This is a genomic window from Comamonas trifloxystrobinivorans (assembly GCF_043359985.1).
Taxonomy (GTDB): domain Bacteria; phylum Pseudomonadota; class Gammaproteobacteria; order Burkholderiales; family Burkholderiaceae_C; genus Comamonas; species Comamonas trifloxystrobinivorans.
The window spans coordinates 114,716-131,367 of sequence record NZ_JBHZGV010000006.1 but is presented as its reverse complement, the minus strand read 5'-3'; the positions used below and the strand labels follow the sequence as shown (position 1 = coordinate 131,367).

Below are 16,652 nucleotides of genomic sequence, written 5' to 3'. Positions count from 1 at the left end.
AGGCACAGCGAGGTTGGATTGATTACATTTGCAAGATGTTTTATTTATTAGATTGATTATTAAATAAAATAAATTAACAAGCATTGGGGCGCAGCGGTCCAGACGAGCGATCCGCTAAAAATAGTCGCACAAACGCCGCCCCGCGACCTCGTGCACACGCACCTCGATTTCGTACAGATCGCTCAGCACTTCGTCGCGCACCACGGTTTGCGGCGAGCCTTCGCAGTACAAACGCCCATCCTTCATGGCGATGATGTGGTCGGCATAGCTGGCGGCAAAGTTGATGTCGTGCAACACCACCACCACGGTTTTGCCGGTGTCTTGCACCGCCTGGCGCAGCAGTTTCATCATGCCGACGGCGTGCGCCATGTCGAGGTTGTTCAAGGGCTCGTCGAGCAGGATGTAGCGCGTGTCCTGGCACAGCACCATGGCGATGTAGGCGCGCTGGCGTTGGCCGCCCGAGAGCTCGTCGAGAAAGCGCTCTTGCAGCGGCTCCAGCTTCAGGTAGGCCAGGGCGCGGTCCACATGCGCTTTGTCCTCCAGCGTGAGCCGGCCCTTGGAATGCGGAAAGCGCCCAAAGGCCACCAAGTCGCGCACCGTCAAGCGCAGTGCGCTTTGGTTGTCCTGCCGCAAGATGGCGAGCATGCGCGCTAAAGCGTCGCTGGCGGTGGTCGTGATGTCCTGGCCTTCGATGCGCACCGAGCCCGAGGTCATCGGCACCAGGCGGCTGATCAGCGACAGCGCCGTCGATTTACCCGCACCATTGGGGCCGATGATGGCCGTGAGCTGGCCTTGTGGAATGCGCAGACTGACGTCGTGCAGCACCGTGGTGCTGCCGTGCGTCATGCGCAGGTTTTCAGTTTCAATCATGGCTTTGCCGCGCTCAGTTCTTGGCCTTGCGCACCAACAGATAGATAAAGGTCAGCCCGCCCAGAAATTCGACCACGATGGACAGCGAGGTGTTGAAGCTGAACACCCGCTCCAGCACCATCTGGCCGCCCACCAACAGCAGCGCGCCCAACAGCACCGTGGCTGGCAAGGTGTAGCGGTGCTGGTGCGTGTGCATCAGCTGGTAGGCCATGTTGCTGACCAGCAGGCCAAAGAAAGTGACCGGCCCGACCAGCGCGGTCGAAACCGACACCAGCACTGCGATGACCACCAGCACGCCCAGCACCGAGCGCTGGTAATCCACGCCCAGGTTGATGGCCACCTCGCGCCCGAGCGCCAGCACATCGAGCACATGGCGCTGGCGCCATACCCAGACGCCAACAAGCGCAATGACCGCCAGCGACAGCAGCAGGAGCGGCACCGACACGGTGTTGAAGTTGGCGAACAAGCGGTCTTGCAGCACCACGAATTCGTTCGGGTCCATGATGCGCCAGACAAAGTTGTTCAAGCTGCGGAAAAAGATGCCCGCCACAATGCCCACCAGCAGCAGCAAATGCAGGTTGCTGGATTGGCCGCGGAACAGCCAGACGAAAAGGCTGGTTGAGAGCAGCACCATCAGACCCACATTCATGCCAAAGCGCGTGAGCTCGGGCATCTGCATGGCTGCCACGCCGATGCTGAAAGCCAGCACTGATTGGATCAACTGGAACAGCGCGTCAAAGCCCATCACTGCAGGCGTCAGAATGCGGTTGTTGGTGACGGTCTGGAACAGCACGGTCGACACGCCAATCGCGAACGCCACTGTCCACAGCGTAGCCAGTTTTCCTCCGCGCAGCGGCAGCACAAAGCTCCATTCGGCCTGCACATTGAGCGTCATGAACAAGCCGCTCACCACGGCGGCCAGCGCCAGCAGCAGCCACAGGCAATGTAGGGGATCGGCCAGCCAGCTTTTGCGCACGCTAGCACTCTGGCCTAGGCTCTGAGCCCGCGCAAGCGGGCTGGAATTCAGTGAGCTTTGCGCCATCTCAGCCTCCCATGCGCTTGCGGCGCAGCAGCAGCAAAGACAGAAACATGGCGCTGCCGATAACGCCCATCACCGTGCCGATTGGCACCTCGTAAGGCGCAATCACCAGGCGGCCGATCAGGTCGCAAACCAGCGCCATCAGCGCGCCCGCCCAGGCTACCCAGAGCACCGATTTGCGCACGTTGTCGCCCACCACCAGACGCATCAGGTTGGGCACGATCAGCCCGACAAACGGAATGATGCCGACCGTGACGATGACCGACGCCGTCACCACCGCCACCACGGCTACGCCTTGCGCCACCAGGCGCTTGTAGTTCAGGCCCAGATTGGTGGCAAAGTCTTGCCCCATGCCGGCTACGGTAAAGCGGTCAGCCGCCAGCATGGCCAGCACAGTGACGCCCAGAGACAGCCACAGCAGCTCGTAGCGGCCTTGTACGATGGCTGAGAAATCGGCCGTCATCCACGCACGCGCCGCCTGCATCAGATCAAAGCGATAAGCGATGAAGGTAGTGGCCGCCTCAATCACGCCCGACAGCACCAGGCCCACCAGCGGCACGATCAAGGCCGAGCGCAGGCGGATGCGCGAGAGCAGCGCCAAAAACAGCGCCGTACCCGCCAGCGCAAACAACGCAGCCAGGCCCATCTTGCCGAAGATCGGCATGTCCGGCCACAGCAGAATTCCCACCAGCATGCCCATGCCCGCCGACTCGGCTGTGCCCATGGTGGCCGGCTCCACATAGTGGTTGCGCGCCAGCATCTGCATCAGCAAACCGGCCACCGCCATGGCGCTGCCAGCCAGCAGCAATGCCAAGGTACGCGGCACGCGGCTGGCCACCAGCACCTGGGTGGCGAGGTCGTCTTCGTTGTGCGAGAAAAGGCGGGCAATCGTGCCCACCGACACATCGCTCACGCCCACCAGCAAGCTGATGAAAGCGAGCACCGCCAACGCGGCCATGGCCGGGCCAGCGAAAGCCAGCGAGCGCAGCGCACTGCGGTCGCTGCATGGCACTTTCAAAACCATCGGAGACATGCTGTGGCTGGTGTCAGACTGGCTTCAGCGCAAGCCATCTCAGGCCTTGGAGAAAGCCGTGATCAGCTGCGTCACATCGTCGTGCAGCGAGCCCGGGCTGGCGTTGCCCAGCAGGTACCAGTTGGCCGAGTTCAGGTAGACGATCTGCTTTTTCTTGGCCGCCTTGGTGGCATTGACCAGCGGGTTGTCCAGCAGCTTGCTGGCCGAGGCGCCTTCGCGGCCAATGGCGGCATCGCGGTCCAGCACAAACAGCCAGTCCGGGTTGGTCTTGAGGATGAACTCGAACGAGATCGCCTGGCCGTGGCCCGCCACCTGAATGTCCTTGTTCGCGGCCGGAATGCCATACACATCGTGCAGCATGCCAAAGCGCGAGCCCGGGCCGTAAGCGCTGAGCTTGCCGCCATTGGTCATCACCATCAAACCGGTGCCCTTGCTAGCAGTCAGGCCCTTGAGCTTGTCGATATCGGCCTGCATGGCCTTGATCAGCTCCTCGGCCTTGGCCTCCTGGCCCACCATCTGGCCCAGAATTTTGAGGTGCTTGAAGGCGCTGTCCACCGGCTTGGTGTTATCCACCGTCAGATCCAGCGTAGGCGCAATCTTGGACAGCTCGGCCACCTTGGCGGCCGAGCGGCCACCGGCCACGATGACATCGGGCTTGAGGCCTTTGACCACCTCGTAGTTGGGCTCGAACAGGCTGCCGATGCGGGTGTATTTTTTGTCGGCGTACTGCTCCAGCACGGGCGGCAACTTCACCACCTCGGGCACGCCTTGGACTTCGGCGCCCAGGGCACGCAAGCAATCGAGCGCTGCCAGGTCGAACACCAGAATCGTCTTGGGTTTGACGGGCACTTGCACCGCGCCATTGGCTTGCTGCACGCTAAAGCTCTGCTGCGCCAGCGCCGCGCTCGCCGCCCAGGGCAAACTCACCATGGCGCCCAATTGCAGCAGCGATTGGCGGCGGTTGATCGAAAGCGAGGCGGAGCGCGACATGGAACATCCTTTGGTCGAGTGCTGGCAGCCCATGCACCTGACCCAAGACCGTATCGCTACGAAATGCTATTGCTTCAATAGCTGCTTGCGCCCGCCACACCTGCCCCAGCGGTTAATTGATTGCAATGATTGCGCGATGCGCCGACAGCCTGCCCAATGGCACAGGCTTTACAAGAAATTAACACACATGCGAATCATTCTCATTTGATGGTAACACGCGGTTGCGCCAGGAACCAAACGGCAGCGCTAAATCCAGCGAGCCCGGTGAGGCTTTGAGGCTTGGCCAGCGGACTGTCGCTGAGCCGACAATGGCGCCACCAGTCGGCCCGAGCAACACCACAGAGCGCTGGTCAGACAGCCGGTTTTTTCTACAATGGCGGCACCAGCGCGCCCGCCCTTCGACTCCGCAGGAGACCGGCTGCCGCACGCTGACCTTGCCCGCGTGACACCCCCGACTGCTTCCACCGCGCCAGCGGCTCTGAGCCCTGCCGCCCTGACCGCCACTCTCCCGCCTTCGCTGCCCGCTTCGCCTGCCGCGCCCGCCGCCAACGCCACAACACCTGCACCACGCCCGCCGCGCCCCGGCCAGGGATCGGCCCTGACCGGCATTGCGCTGACCGTGGCGGCCTGCGTGTTCTTCTGTGTGCTGGATACCGGCTCCAAATACGTGGGCGCAGCCCTGCCCTTGCTGATGGCACTGTGGCTGCGCTACCTGCTGCAATCCATTTTTACCGTGGGCTGGGGTGTGGCGCAGCACGGCGCTGATATTTTCCGCACCACGCACCCGCGCTTTCAGATGATGCGCGCAGCGCTGTTCTGCACCAGCAATGCCTGCGCGATGATGAGCCTGCGCTACCTGCCACTGGCCGAGTTCACCGCCGTGGTCGCGATGACGCCGCTCGCCATGACCTTAGTGGCCGCGCTCTGGCTGCGCCAGGCGGTGAGCCCGCTGCGCTGGGTGCTGGTGGCTGTGGGCTTTATCGGCACCATCATCATCATCCGGCCCGGTGGCGCCAACTTCAGCGGCGGCGCGCTCATCTGGCCACTGCTGCAACTGCTGGCCAATACCGCCTACCAGATTGTCAGCAGCCAGATGGCCGGCAAAGAGCGCCCGGTGACCACGCAGATCTATACCAGCCTGGTGGCTCTGCTGCTCACCAGTGCCAGCCTGCCCTGGTTCTGGCAATGGCCCAACACCTGGGCGCTGTGGCTAGGTGCGCTGGCCATGGGCCTGGGCAGCACCATCGGCCATTTGGCACTACTCAAGGCCTATGAGCACGCCACGCCGGCCACCATCTCGCCTTTCCTCTACAGCCAGATTCCGTTTGCCGTTTTCTCCGGCTGGCTGCTGTATGGCCATATCCCCGACCACTGGGCCGTGCTGGGCATGCTGGCCATTGCCGTGGGCGGCGCGCTGAGCGCCTGGTTGTCGATGCGCGACCGGCGCTGAGGCAGCAAAATTTTCTGCCTCCCAGGCAGCCGCATCAGCATCACCCTCTCATAAAAAACAGCGCTTCGGAAAGCTCCGAAGCGCTGTTTTTGTTTTACAGCCGCTCGCGCAGGCCCTGTGCTATCGCTGGCGGCGCTGCAAATGCCAACCAGCCCCGACTGCCAGCAACAGGCTCGCCAGCAGCAAAGCCAGCGGCGCGTTCACCGGCACCGGCGTTGCGGTGGCGACCGGCGGTGTTTCGTCGCTCAGCAAGCGCAGAGAAATGAGCACCAACGCGGTCTTGCCGGCTTCCGTGGTCAGCGATCCCGGGTTGATAACAGGGGCGCCCCATGTGTATCCCGCAGGCGCCTCAGAAGCTATCGCTTTGTCAACCGTGCAAAGCACATCGGCGGCGACGGTTTGCGATTGAGCAGCCGCAGTAGTGAGTACGCTGGAATGCTTTTGACCAGCGCAAGTCATTTCCACTGCAGTGCTGAAGGTATCGCTCACGCCGCTGGGCAGATCCAGCTGCAGGCTCAGCTGAACAGTGGCGCTGGAGCCAGCGCTTTGCGCCTCAAGCCGGTTGGTCACCAACACTTCGGCGCCAGCGTTCGTCACCGTCACCGGGCCTGCCGGGCTGATGCTGGGGCTGGCCCAGTGGTAGCCGTCCGGCGCAGCGGGCAGAGCGTCTTCCGTCACCGTACACTGCATGCCCAGCGGCAGGGCCGTCGCCACCGTCACCGAGCTGGTGTTCGGGTAGTCGCTGATCTGCGCCGTGTAGCTTTGCCCGTCGCACAGCGCCTGGAAGCTGAATGCCAAAGGCCCGCTCACGCCCGCAGGCAGATCCAGCGCTTTGCGGATGGTCAGTATGCCCAGCTGCTGGCGCTCGGCAAACTGGTAATCCACTGCAGTGCTTGCAGAGCTGATGGCAATGCCGGTGATCTGGCGTACACCAGCCGTACCGGTGGCGGCGCCGTTCACCGTGCCGGGCAGAGAAGCAATCGCCTGCCAGCCGGGCCGCGGAGCGATGGCAAGCGTCCAGTTGCCGCTGGGCAGGTTGCTGAAGTGGTAGGCACCCGTGGCATCGGTACTGCCCGTCAACGTGCTGCCAGCCACGCAAGCGCTGGAGCCCGCTTCGCAGCTGATGTTTACTTCCACACCGCTGATACCGGCTTCGCCCACATCCCACTGGCCGTTGCCATTGGCGTCGTGGAACACCCGGCCTTCGAGCGATGCACCGGCACGTGCGCCCTTGATCTTGGCCACGGCATCGCCCCGAATGACCTTGGGATCGACGGCATCCATGGTGCGGCCATACAGATCGTTGACCACGCCGCCCACGCCGGAGACATCGCCGTCGGCGCGCAAAGTCAGGCTGATCTTGCCTTTGGAGCCCGCTACCAGATTGCCCGAGGTTTTGAAGCGCAAGGCCGTGGCCGCTGCTGGAATAGCCGCCGCATCCAGGCTCTGCCAATGCACGCCGCTGGTCGCGTGTTCGTTGCCAGGCATTTGCACGGCAGCCAACACGGCAGCTGCGGCGTCGGTGGTGTATTCGGCACTGATCGTCATCGCGCTGGGCTCTTCCATCTCGGCGCTGACAGCCAGCAATTGAAGCGCACTGGGCAGGCCGCTGGTGCCGCGACCATCGCCATTGAATGGCAACACGTCGACAAAATGGCCTGGGCCGGTGGCCGCCGTGGTGACGTTGGCAAAGCGGATGGTGTAGCTGAAAGGCTCACCGGCAGTGATGATCCAGGGCGATGTCGGGTCGCTCGGGTCTTCGCGCACAGCACCGCCCGTCACAGCCTTGCTGACGCTGAACGAGGCTACGCCTGCCACTACCATCGAGGTGGTCTCGGTGCGGTCTTGCGCAGCGGCAGAGCCGAGGATACCGTTCACACCGCTGTAGTCCTCGTAGCTGGAATCGCTGTCCGACGAGATGACGCTGCGAAAGCTGTAGCTGCGCTGCGGTGCATCGGCCTTGACATGCAGCTCAAACGTCAGCGGCGCGAGCTCGGTCATATGGCCTTGGTAGCCCGCCGTCACCGGCCCGCCAAGCGCATCAGGATTGCCCAGTTTGAACTCGGCGTAAGACGCCACATCGTCAGCCGTTCCCCAAATGCCGTCGGGCCCGGCATTGCCGTTGAAGTAGGTGACGCCGGTTGGCGCAGTACTCGGCAGCTCGAGGTATTGCGCCTCAAAGCTGACCTTGACTTGGAGGTTTTCCGCCTTGGTATTGACACCGGCCAGCGGTGGGCCAATGAGGCGAGGGGTGATGGTGAATGCCGCCGTTTCATTGGGCGCCGCCACCGGCGTCACTTGAATGCCGTGGCGTACACGCGCAGCCACGCTTTGCACACCGCCACCGGTGGCCATGCCATCCATGGCCGGGTCGTAGGTGGACGGCACCCAGTTGGCGCCAGCGTCTTTGTCCCGGTACTGGTAGAACCATGGCAAGCGGCTGTCGGTGGGCAGTGTCTTGGCGTCTTCATTGCTGCTGCGGCGCATGGGAATGCCCAGGCCCAGCGCCGAGCCGGGCGGAATGCCGCCATCGATATGGGTGTCTTCATACGCATAGCGCACGGCAGTGACCACACTCGGGTCGGCGGGCAGCGCACCCCAGCCGCTGGCAGGCGTGCCGGGCGTGCCGCAGCTGAAGGTTTTGCGCTCTTGGTCATTGGCATGGGCGCCGGTGTAGTACTCGATGACGTAGTTGCCGCTGGCCGGCGCGGGCCGGTTGATGTGGTCGGTCGAGAAGAACATGCCGTTGTCCAGCACCAGGTGCAAAGTGGGCGCCGCACGCAGCTCCAGCCACTTTGGATCCCAGGCCACACAGCCCGACGAATACAGCAGGTTCTCTTCCGAGTTCACCGAGTTGCCGCGCCCCACCATGGCCACAAAATCTTGCCCAGGGACGACTTTTTCCGCACTCTGAACAAAGCCGTGCGTATCGCCATACAGATACGAGGCACGGGAATACACGGCCGAGCTGGGAATGTCTTGCACGCGCAGCGGGTTGCGGCGGTCTACCCCCAAACCCAAGCACGAGGGCGCCTGGGTACGGCGGGGATTGTCGGCCACGCCGCAAGCCAGGCCGCCCGGCGTGTCGTGCGCAGGTTGGCCGGACAGGTTGCCAGCCCCGGAAAGCCCCAGTGGCTGAAAGCCGGTCAGCACGGTTTGCAAGCTGCTCAGCACGCCAGGCGGGAAGTTGGGCCCATCCGGCGTCCAGATTTCCAGGCTCACGGCCGGGGTGGAGGTGGTGGCATACCAATCGCTAGCGCCGGTGACCGGAAAGCGCACCGGGTCGAGAAAATCGGTGCGTGTAGCGCTGCCGAAAGTCAGTTCGATAGCGCCGCCCGCGCCACCTGGCTGCGAGCACACCACAGCAGGGTTGCAAGACTGCAGCAAGGCGCCAGGCATCACCTGAATGGCCAGCTTCATAGGCGTCTGCAAAGCCTCGAAACCCTTGAACTTGTAGGCGTCCACACTGCTTTCGCGGGCCGGCAGGGAGGCACCAAAATAGACCTTCTGGACAAAGCGCCGCCCGTTCACACCGCCGACCTGCTTTCGCGCATATTGCTCGGCCAGCGTATACACCTGGGTTTGGGGAGCCGCCGAGATGCGGAGCTGGCCGACGGGCAGCTTCACACGGGTGCTGTTGCTGGCGGTATGGCCGCTGACGCCCGCGCCGTGGGTGGCGACATCGGTGCCATGGGCCAGCGCGCCCGCCATCGCCATGACCGTGAAGGACTCGATGCCCGCCACCGGCGCGCGCACGCAGGTCAGCACGGTCTTGTCCGCATTGAGCGCCCCGCTCACATTGCAGACGGCACTGGCCTTAGCGCTCTCATTGAAACGCATGCCCTGCGGCACTTGCAGGGTGATGGTGTCTGCGGTGGTCCCCGATGAGTGGTAGCTCACCTTGAAGGCCATTTCATCCTGCGTGCGCACCCAGCCGTTGATCGGGCTGCTGTCGTGGCCCGGCAGGTCGTCTGCATCAAAGGTACCGGGCGAGCCATCGCGCTCCACCGAGATCGAGTCGAGCGTGATGGCGGCCGCCGCTGGAGCAGACCACAGACCGGTGAAGCCAGCCAGCGCCAACGCTGGCAACCAGCGCAGGCGCCAAGCAGACCAGCGAGCGCCTGTCTGCAACCGATACGGAAATTGTTGACCCATGATTTCCTCCTGAGCTTGGGTGTCGGGGTCCGTGGGCAGACCCGCCCGGACACAGCGGCCCAGCAGCCGCCTTGCAGCAACAGCCGGCGCCAGCGGCCACGCAGGCGCCACGCAATACATAGCTGTTACATATTGATTAACCCAATATCTTAGCGTCGCATTGATCATTTATGATCATTAATATCATTTATGACCAAAGGTTAATCAAAGGCTGTAGAGACTTGGCATTTGTTCACAGTGCAATTGCTCACTTTCCAAACAACCTAAATCTGGGCTTTTACCGATCCATGTACTTCCCGCAATTGCAGGCTCGGTGCACCGCCTGGCCACGGCTTGCAGCTTGGCGCGCCAGCACAAGCGGTCGGAAACACGGCCCCCGCTTCGCGGGAGACAAAAATAGTTGGAAACAATGATTTACCGCAAAGCAATTTCCGCCCGCACCCAGACCCACGCCCGGAAATGAAAAAAGCCTTGCAAACGCCAGGCTTGCAAGGCAGCGGGATCGGGCAGATGGCTAGTGCAGGTGGCGGGTGTGCAGCCGGCCCCAGCGTCAGCGCATCTTCAAAATCGCAAACACATCAGTGCGGCAGTTTGCGCACCTTGAATGCAGCGTAGATCTGCAGCAAACCGTAAATCAGCGCACCAATGCCAATCCAGATCACGCCCACAATCAAACCCGCCAGAGGTGCGGCCAGCAGCAAAATGCCCAGCGCTACGCCGAGCACGCCACCCAGAATCAGCATCCATTCGTGGTCGATTTCCTTGCGCACGCGGATCGCAAAAATCACCCGCATCACGCCTGCCACCAAAAACCAGGCCCCGGCCACCATGACGATGCTCGCCGCCATTGACACCGGGTTGGCAATGGCCATGGCGCCGAACACCAGCGATATCAGCGCGTAAAAAACCATCCAGCCGCGCGAGACGCCGCCGTTTTTGCTGAATGCGCCCATCAGGCCCACCACCCCTTCGGCAACGGCCAGAATGCCGATCGCCCAGGTGAGGCTGGCGCCCGCGGCCACCGGGTTCACCAAGGCCATCACGCCAAACAGCGTAGACACCACGCCGAACAACAAAATCAGCCACCAGCTGCGGCCTATGGTTTGCTGGATCTGCTCGGGGACTTGCATGCGGTTTCTCCGGTTGCCAATGATGAAACCATTATGCGCATTGCCTGCGACAGCACTGCGTCATCCAAGACCGACAGCGCCGCACTCGGTTCGCGCATGAAAAAACGCCGCGCGCAGAGTGCGCAGCGGCGTTGTTCACCCAAGGTGGTGTTCGAGTTTAGAAAGCTACGGCCTGGCCGTCTTTGCGCGGGTCGGAACCAGCTATGTAGTGCTGGCCATCGCGCAAGATCAGCTGCGCACCGCCAAACGCGAACACACCGTTGCCCTCTTCCACGCTGATGTCGTGCCCCAGGGCGCGCAATGCGGCCACCACTTGCTCGTCAAAGCCCAGCTCAACAGACACCTTGTTGCCGCCGGTCACGCGCCAGCGCGGCGCATCGGCGGCGGCTTGCGGGTTCTGGCCGTAGCGCAGCACGCGCACGGCCATTTGCACATGGCCTTGCGACTGCATGGGGCCGCCCATCACGCCAAACGCCATTTGCGGCGTACCGTCGGCATGCATGGCGAAGGCCGGAATGATGGTGTGCGAAGGGCGCTTGCGCGGCGCCATCTGGTTGGCGTGGCCCGCCTCGGTGGTAAAACCGAAGCCGCGGTTTTGCAGGCTGATGCCGGTGCCCGGCACCACCACGCCCGAGCCGAAACCCATGTAGTTCGACTGGATGAACGACACCATCATGCCGTCTGCATCGCAAGCGCACAGGTAGACCGTGCCACCGGGCTTGGGCGCGCCGTAGCTGGCCAGGCTGGCTTTGCTGCGGTCGATCAGCTTGGCGCGCTCGGCCAGGTAAGCCGGGTTGAGCAAATCCTCTTGCGGCTGGACGCGCATATGGTCGATATCGGCGTTGTACTGCGCCAAGTCGGCCAGCGCCAGCTTCATCGCCTCGATCTGCAGGTGCACCGTCTCCACGCTGTCGAGCGGCTGCTCACCGATGCCGATGGCATCGAGCATGCCCAGCGCCATGAGCGCGGCAATGCCTTGGCCGTTGGGCGGAATTTCGTGGATCACCGAATCGCCAAACGGCTGGGCCACCGTGCCTACCCAATCGCACTGGTGCGCGGCCAGGTCTTCCACCGTCATCACTCCGCCGTTCGCTTGCGAGTGGGCCGCGATTTTCTTGGCCAGCTCTCCACGGTAAAAAGATTCGCCCATGGTGGCGGCAATCTCTTCGAGCGTGCGCGCATGGGCTTCGCTTTTGAACACTTCGCCAGCCTTGGGCGCCTGGCCGTCGGGGGCAAAACATTCCTTGAAACCGGGCTGGTCGCCGAGCTTGGCCAGGCCCAGCTCCCACAGTTTGGCAATGGTGGGCGAGACGGCAAAGCCGTTGCGTGCGTAGTCGATGGCCGGCTGCGCCACTTGCGCAAACGGCAGCTTGCCAAAGCGCTTGGACAGCTCGACCCAGGCCGACACCGCGCCGGGCACAGTCACCGCGTTCCAGCCCTTTTCGGGGATACCGCCGAGCTTGTCGAAATACTCGGGCGTCCAGCCAGCGGGCGAGCGGCCGGATGCGTTCAGGCCATGCAGCTCTTTGCCGTCCCAGACAATCGCAAAGCCATCGCTGCCAATGCCGCAACCGGTGGGTTCCACCACGGTCAAAGTCATTGCGGCCGCCAAGGCGGCGTCTACCGCATTGCCGCCCGCCAGCAGCATGCGCAAGCCGGCCTGCGCGGCCAGCGGTTGCGAGGTGCTGACCACATTGCGGCCCAGCACGGAGGAGCGGTGCGAGGCGTAAGGCAGCGTCCAGTCTTTAATCTTCGTCATGTCTTCCATCCATCTGTTCAAGGTGAAGGCCGTGTTTTCTGTGGCTTGCACACGGCCCGAAATTATTGCGCAGCGGCCCCGGCGCACTAGTCCAAAGAGATGTTGTTGTCCTTGATGACCTTGGCCCAGCGCGCGCTGTCGGCCTTGACCATATCGGCAAACTGCGCAGGCGTGCCGGGCTTGGCCACTTCAGCACCGAGCTTGGCCAGGCTGGCGGCAACCGCCGGGTCGGCAATGGCCTGGTTAAAAGCCGCGTTGACCTTGGCCACCAGCTCGGGCTTCATGCCGGCCGGTCCATAGACGCCAAACCAAGTCACCGACGAATAGCCGGGCAGGCCCGATTCCGCCACGGTCGGCAGCTCGGGCGCCAGCTTGCTGCGCTGCTCGCTGGTCACCGCCAGCGCACGCAGGCGGCCACTGGTCACATGCGGCATGCCGGTGGGGATCGAATCAAACAAAACGTGCACCTGGCCGGTCGCCAGATCGCTGATCGACTGCGCCGTGCCCTTGTAGGGAACATGGGTCATCTGCACGCCAGAGCGGGCCGAGAACTCCAGCGCATTCAGGTGCACGATGGTGCCGTTGCCGCTGCTGGCGTAGTTCAGCTTGCCGGGGTTGGCTTTGGCGTAAGCGACCAACTCTTGCACGTTCTTGACCGGCAGCGAAGGCGTCACCAGCAGCACGCTGGCGGCGTCGGCCACATGGGCGATCGGCGTGAAATCCTTGTCCGCCTTGTAGGCCAGCTTGGACATCAGGTGCGGCGAGATGGCGTGCGTGCTGCTGGTGGTGAACAGCAGGGTGTAGCCATCGGCCGGGGCCTTGAGCACTTCGGCCGTACCGATGGTGCCGCCTGCGCCGGGGCGGTTGTCGATCACCAGCGACTGGCCCAGCTCCTGGCCCACCTTTTGCGCCACCACGCGCGAAACCAGATCGGTTGCGCCACTGGCCGGGAAAGGCACGATCACACGGATCGAGCGCTCAGGCCAGGCAGCGCCCTGCGCATGCGCCGCCCAAGGCACGGCAGCCGAAGCTAACAGCGCGGTGGCCGCCAGCAAAGCACTGCGGCGCGACAGCGCCGAGGAACGGGAACTCAGGGACAAAGCATTCAAACGTGGCATGGCAGTCATCAAAGTCAGAGGATTGGGACGAGAGCACCTGCCCTGCCACTGACCGTGCGCGCTTAGCGCCAGCCATCACGCCTGCCAGGGTGCTGGGCGGGCGTTGCGGTGGGTACCCCAAAGCCCGATGGTAAAAGCCCCTGCCTCCAAGGACCACCACTGATTTGGCAAGGCCGGTTTGCCAATACAGCAATGCTTTAAGCATAATCACGCTGTTTTCAGCAATAGCCCTGTCCCATGCGTCCCTCCACCTACCTGCAAGAAACCGCGCTGCGCTACTTTCTGGAAGTGGTGCAGTGCGGCTCAGTCAGCCTGGCTTCGCAGCGCCTGCATGTGGCCATGTCGGCCATCAGCCGCCAGATTGCCAGCCTGGAAGCGCAGTTGGAGACGCCCTTGTTCGAGCGCCACGCACGCGGCATGGTGCCCACGGCGGCGGGCGAAATACTGGCGCACCATGCGCGCCGCATCAGCCTGGAAGCCAGGCAAGCCGTGGAAGACATCCACGCCCTGCAAAACCTGCGCAGTGGTGCGGTGCGCATTGCTACATCGGACGCATTCGCCAACGAGCTGGTGCCCCAGGTTTGCGCGCAGTTTCAGCGCGACTACCCCGGCGTGCGCTTTCAGGTGCTGGTGTGCCCCACGGCCCAGGTCGCCAGCAAAGTACTGGCCACCGACGCCGAGGTCGGCCTGTGCTTCAGCCTGGCGCCGGCCAAAGGCATTCGCGTGGTGCACCGGCAATCGGCGCCTGTGGTGGCCGTTTTGCCGCCTAAACACCCGCTGGCGCGCAAGGCCCGCCTCAGCCTGGCCGAGCTGACACGCTACCCGCTGGCCCTGCCGCCGGCTGAGACAGCTGTGCGCCAGGTGGTAGACATGGCCTGCGCGAGGCAGGAACTGGCGCTGGACCCGGTCTTGGTGAGCAGCCATGCGCAAACCCTGCTCAAGTTTGTGCAGCACAGCGGCGGGGTCAGCGTCTCCAGCGAAGTCAGCGTGCGCCACCTGCTGGCCAGCGGCGAGTTGCTGGCCAAACCCTTGTCCGACGCCGGCATGGACTTGCGCGATATCGAAGTACAAACCCTGGAAGGCCGGCAACTGCCAGCCGCGGCAGATGCATTTTTGCAACTGCTGGTGCAGCATTTGACTGCCTCGGCATAGGCCATGAAAAAGCGCATTGTGTCTATACCGAAAGCTATATATTCAATAGCAAACAGCAGATACATTGCCACCTGAGTGACCGCAAACACAAGCACGTGACCGCCTGGTCATTTTTACAATCAAGCCACCGCACCACTCCGCCCTTCGATGCCGCAGGCGTCCGGCCCGGGTGGGCAGATTGCCGTTGCGTGTCGCCAACCACCGATTCCCGTCCGCAGACTGCCAGCCGCCTGGGCCAGCCGGTCACCGTCGCCCCGCTCGCCGGCAGTACCGCAGCAGCGCTACCTGCCACCGTCAGCACCAATACCGCCACCGTCACCGCATCAGCCAGCGCCGCAGCACCATCGGCCTTGGCGGGCATTGCATTTGCGGTGCTGTCCTGTGCGCTGTTTTCGGTGATGGACGGCGTGACCCGCTATGTTGGCCAGGTGCTGCCGATGCTGATGGTGCTGTGGGTGCGGCTGTTGGTGCAGGCGCTGGTGACAACCGCGCTGGTGCTGCCGCGCCAAGGCCTCGCCGCGCTGCGCACGGTGCACCCGCGCTTTCAGTACTCGCGGGCGCTGTTGGGCTGCATGACCTCGGCCTGCGGCTTTTTCTGCATTCTCAACATGCCGCTGGCCAACTTCACCGCGACGTGGTCCGTTGTGCCTTTGCTGCTGGTGGCTGCTTCTGCGCTGCTTTACAAGGAGCCGGTGGGCTGGTCGCGCTGGTTGCTGCTGGTGATCGGCCTGGGCGCGGTGTTGTTGATCATCCGGCCCGAGCCCGGTGCCGCGCCACTAGGCTGGGCGGTGATTTACCCCATAGGCATGCTGGTGTGCGGCACGGCCAACCAGTTGCTGGGCAGCCGCCTGGCGCGGCTGGACGGCCCCAACACCACGCAGTTGTACAGCAACTGGATACCGGTACTGCTGGGCGCGCCACTGCTGCCGCTGTTCTGGCAATCCGGTGCACCCTGGCTCGCCTGGGCGGCCTTGGCGGCCATGGGCGTAATTGGCGCCATTGGCCACCTGCTCCTGCTCACCGCTTACGCCCGCACCACGCCGGCGGTGATCTCGCCCTTTTTGTACAGCCAGATCGGCTTTGCCACCTTGGTGGGCTGGGCCGCGTTTGGCCAGGTGCCCGATACGCTGTCCGTCGTCGGCATGCTGCTGATCAGCTTTTGCGGCTGCATCAGCATCTGGCTGACTGCGCGCGAGCGGCCTGCGCGTCAGTAGCCGTGCTGCTCGCGGAAAGCCTTGGCTTGGCTGAAATGCCCATTGCCAATAAATGGCACCGGCGGGCGCAACGCCGATAGCGGAGACGGGTGGTTGCTGGTGAGTACCAGGTGCCCGCGATCGGGCGGAATGAAGACTTGCTTGGACTGCGCATGGCTGCCCCAGAGCATGAAGACCACAGGTTTGTCGCCCTCGGCCACTTGCTGGATGACCGCATCGGTCAGCTGCTCCCAGCCTTTTTTGGCGTGGCTTGCGGCCTGGCCTTCTTCCACCGTGAGACAAGTGTTGAGCAGCAGCACGCCATGCGTGGCCCACTTGACCAGGCTGCCGCCGGGCTCGGGAAATGGCGGGAAAGGCGTGCCCAGATCGCGCTGCATTTCCTTGAAGATGTTCTGCAGCGAAGGCGGTAAACGCACGCCCGGAGCCACGGAGAATGCGAGCCCCTCGGCCTGTCCACGGCCGTGGTAAGGGTCTTGTCCGAGGATGACCACGCGCACCTCTTCGGGCGGCGTGAGCTGCAGCGCGCGCAGCGGCTCGGGCGGGAAGATCACCGCGCCGTCATCCAGCCGGGTTTGAATGTACTGCGCCAGCTGCTGGCCCTTGGGGCTGGCAAAAAATGCGTCCACCGTGGGCTGCCAGCCCGGCGCCACCTGGTGGTTCTGGAAAGTCTCTGGGGTCAGTTGCATGAAGGGCTCAAGGGCATAAAACTGCAGCCATTGTGCACGCTAAAACCCGCGCCGGT

At 63.4% G+C, this 16,652-nt stretch carries 12 protein-coding genes; 3 read left to right on the top strand and 9 right to left on the bottom strand.

What is annotated here, in order from left to right; genetic code table 11:
• Positions 1 to 114: 114 nt before the first annotated feature.
• The 4 genes from ACFIQF_RS08420 to ACFIQF_RS08405 all read right to left on the bottom strand — a co-directional run bounded on the left by ACFIQF_RS08420 (position 115) and on the right by ACFIQF_RS08405 (position 3,932).
• Positions 115 to 870, bottom strand: a complete 756-nt coding sequence (locus tag ACFIQF_RS08420; protein ID WP_393941899.1) for an iron ABC transporter ATP-binding protein — start codon at positions 868 to 870, stop codon at positions 115 to 117.
• Positions 871 to 883: 13 nt separating this feature from the next.
• Positions 884 to 1,846 carry an iron chelate uptake ABC transporter family permease subunit gene (locus ACFIQF_RS08415; RefSeq protein WP_393941897.1) on the bottom strand — a complete coding sequence of 321 codons (963 nt, stop codon included), beginning with the start codon at positions 1,844 to 1,846 and terminating at the stop codon, positions 884 to 886.
• A 67-nt stretch (positions 1,847 to 1,913) separates the two neighbouring features.
• Entirely contained in the window at positions 1,914 to 2,867 is a 954-nt protein-coding gene (locus tag ACFIQF_RS08410; RefSeq protein ID WP_393942157.1) for an ABC transporter permease, read from the bottom strand.
• A gap of 114 nt (positions 2,868 to 2,981) precedes the next feature.
• Positions 2,982 to 3,932, bottom strand: a complete 951-nt coding sequence (locus ACFIQF_RS08405; RefSeq protein ID WP_393941896.1) for a siderophore ABC transporter substrate-binding protein — start codon at positions 3,930 to 3,932, stop codon at positions 2,982 to 2,984.
• A gap of 598 nt (positions 3,933 to 4,530) precedes the next feature.
• Here ACFIQF_RS08405 and ACFIQF_RS08400 point away from each other — a divergent pair.
• A complete protein-coding gene (locus tag ACFIQF_RS08400; RefSeq protein ID WP_393942156.1) occupies positions 4,531 to 5,382 on the top strand; it encodes a DMT family transporter in 852 nt (283 codons plus the stop codon).
• 120 nt (positions 5,383 to 5,502) lie between these two features.
• On the opposite strand, the gene ACFIQF_RS08395 is transcribed toward ACFIQF_RS08400, so the two are convergent.
• The 4 genes from ACFIQF_RS08395 to ACFIQF_RS08380 all read right to left on the bottom strand — a co-directional run bounded on the left by ACFIQF_RS08395 (position 5,503) and on the right by ACFIQF_RS08380 (position 13,544).
• Positions 5,503 to 9,537: a DUF5979 domain-containing protein gene (locus tag ACFIQF_RS08395; protein ID WP_393941894.1), complete on the bottom strand. Its 4,035-nt coding sequence runs from the start codon at positions 9,535 to 9,537 to the stop codon at positions 5,503 to 5,505.
• A gap of 578 nt (positions 9,538 to 10,115) precedes the next feature.
• Positions 10,116 to 10,667: an HdeD family acid-resistance protein gene (locus tag ACFIQF_RS08390; RefSeq protein ID WP_393941893.1), complete on the bottom strand. Its 552-nt coding sequence runs from the start codon at positions 10,665 to 10,667 to the stop codon at positions 10,116 to 10,118.
• 157 nt (positions 10,668 to 10,824) lie between these two features.
• Complete coding sequence (locus ACFIQF_RS08385) at positions 10,825 to 12,426, bottom strand: gamma-glutamyltransferase family protein (protein ID WP_393941892.1); 1,602 nt, start codon at positions 12,424 to 12,426, stop codon at positions 10,825 to 10,827.
• 86 nt (positions 12,427 to 12,512) lie between these two features.
• Entirely contained in the window at positions 12,513 to 13,544 is a 1,032-nt protein-coding gene (locus ACFIQF_RS08380; RefSeq protein ID WP_393941890.1) for a Bug family tripartite tricarboxylate transporter substrate binding protein, read from the bottom strand.
• Between the two features lie 237 nt (positions 13,545 to 13,781).
• On the opposite strand from ACFIQF_RS08380, the gene ACFIQF_RS08375 reads away from it, so the two are divergent.
• Together ACFIQF_RS08375 and ACFIQF_RS08370 are read left to right on the top strand one after the other, a co-directional pair.
• Entirely contained in the window at positions 13,782 to 14,696 is a 915-nt protein-coding gene (locus tag ACFIQF_RS08375) for a LysR family transcriptional regulator (RefSeq protein WP_393941888.1), read from the top strand.
• Between the two features lie 188 nt (positions 14,697 to 14,884).
• Positions 14,885 to 15,910, top strand: coding sequence for a DMT family transporter (locus ACFIQF_RS08370; RefSeq protein WP_393941886.1), 1,026 nt, complete (start codon positions 14,885 to 14,887; stop codon positions 15,908 to 15,910).
• On the opposite strand, the gene ACFIQF_RS08365 is transcribed toward ACFIQF_RS08370, so the two are convergent.
• On the bottom strand, positions 15,904 to 16,596 hold the full coding sequence (locus tag ACFIQF_RS08365) for a uracil-DNA glycosylase (protein WP_393941885.1): 693 nt from the start codon (positions 16,594 to 16,596) through the stop codon (positions 15,904 to 15,906). The genes ACFIQF_RS08370 and ACFIQF_RS08365 overlap by 7 nt on opposite strands.
• Positions 16,597 to 16,652: the final 56 nt, after the last annotated feature.

Excerpts from the sequence above, each read along its gene's own strand:
- ACFIQF_RS08420 (WP_393941899.1), bottom strand. The coding sequence starts at position 870 with ATGATTGAAACTGAAAACCTGCGCATGACGCACGGCAGCACCACGGTG.
- ACFIQF_RS08410 (WP_393942157.1), bottom strand. The coding sequence starts at position 2,867 with ATGGCCGCGTTGGCGGTGCTCGCTTTCATCAGCTTGCTGGTGGGCGTG.
- ACFIQF_RS08405 (WP_393941896.1), bottom strand. The coding sequence starts at position 3,932 with ATGTCGCGCTCCGCCTCGCTTTCGATCAACCGCCGCCAATCGCTGCTG.
- ACFIQF_RS08395 (WP_393941894.1), bottom strand. The coding sequence starts at position 9,537 with ATGGGTCAACAATTTCCGTATCGGTTGCAGACAGGCGCTCGCTGGTCT.
- ACFIQF_RS08390 (WP_393941893.1), bottom strand. The coding sequence starts at position 10,667 with ATGCAAGTCCCCGAGCAGATCCAGCAAACCATAGGCCGCAGCTGGTGG.
- ACFIQF_RS08385 (WP_393941892.1), bottom strand. The coding sequence starts at position 12,426 with ATGACGAAGATTAAAGACTGGACGCTGCCTTACGCCTCGCACCGCTCC.
- ACFIQF_RS08380 (WP_393941890.1), bottom strand. The coding sequence starts at position 13,544 with ATGCCACGTTTGAATGCTTTGTCCCTGAGTTCCCGTTCCTCGGCGCTG.
- ACFIQF_RS08375 (WP_393941888.1), top strand. The coding sequence starts at position 13,782 with ATGCGTCCCTCCACCTACCTGCAAGAAACCGCGCTGCGCTACTTTCTG.
- ACFIQF_RS08365 (WP_393941885.1), bottom strand. The coding sequence starts at position 16,596 with ATGCAACTGACCCCAGAGACTTTCCAGAACCACCAGGTGGCGCCGGGC.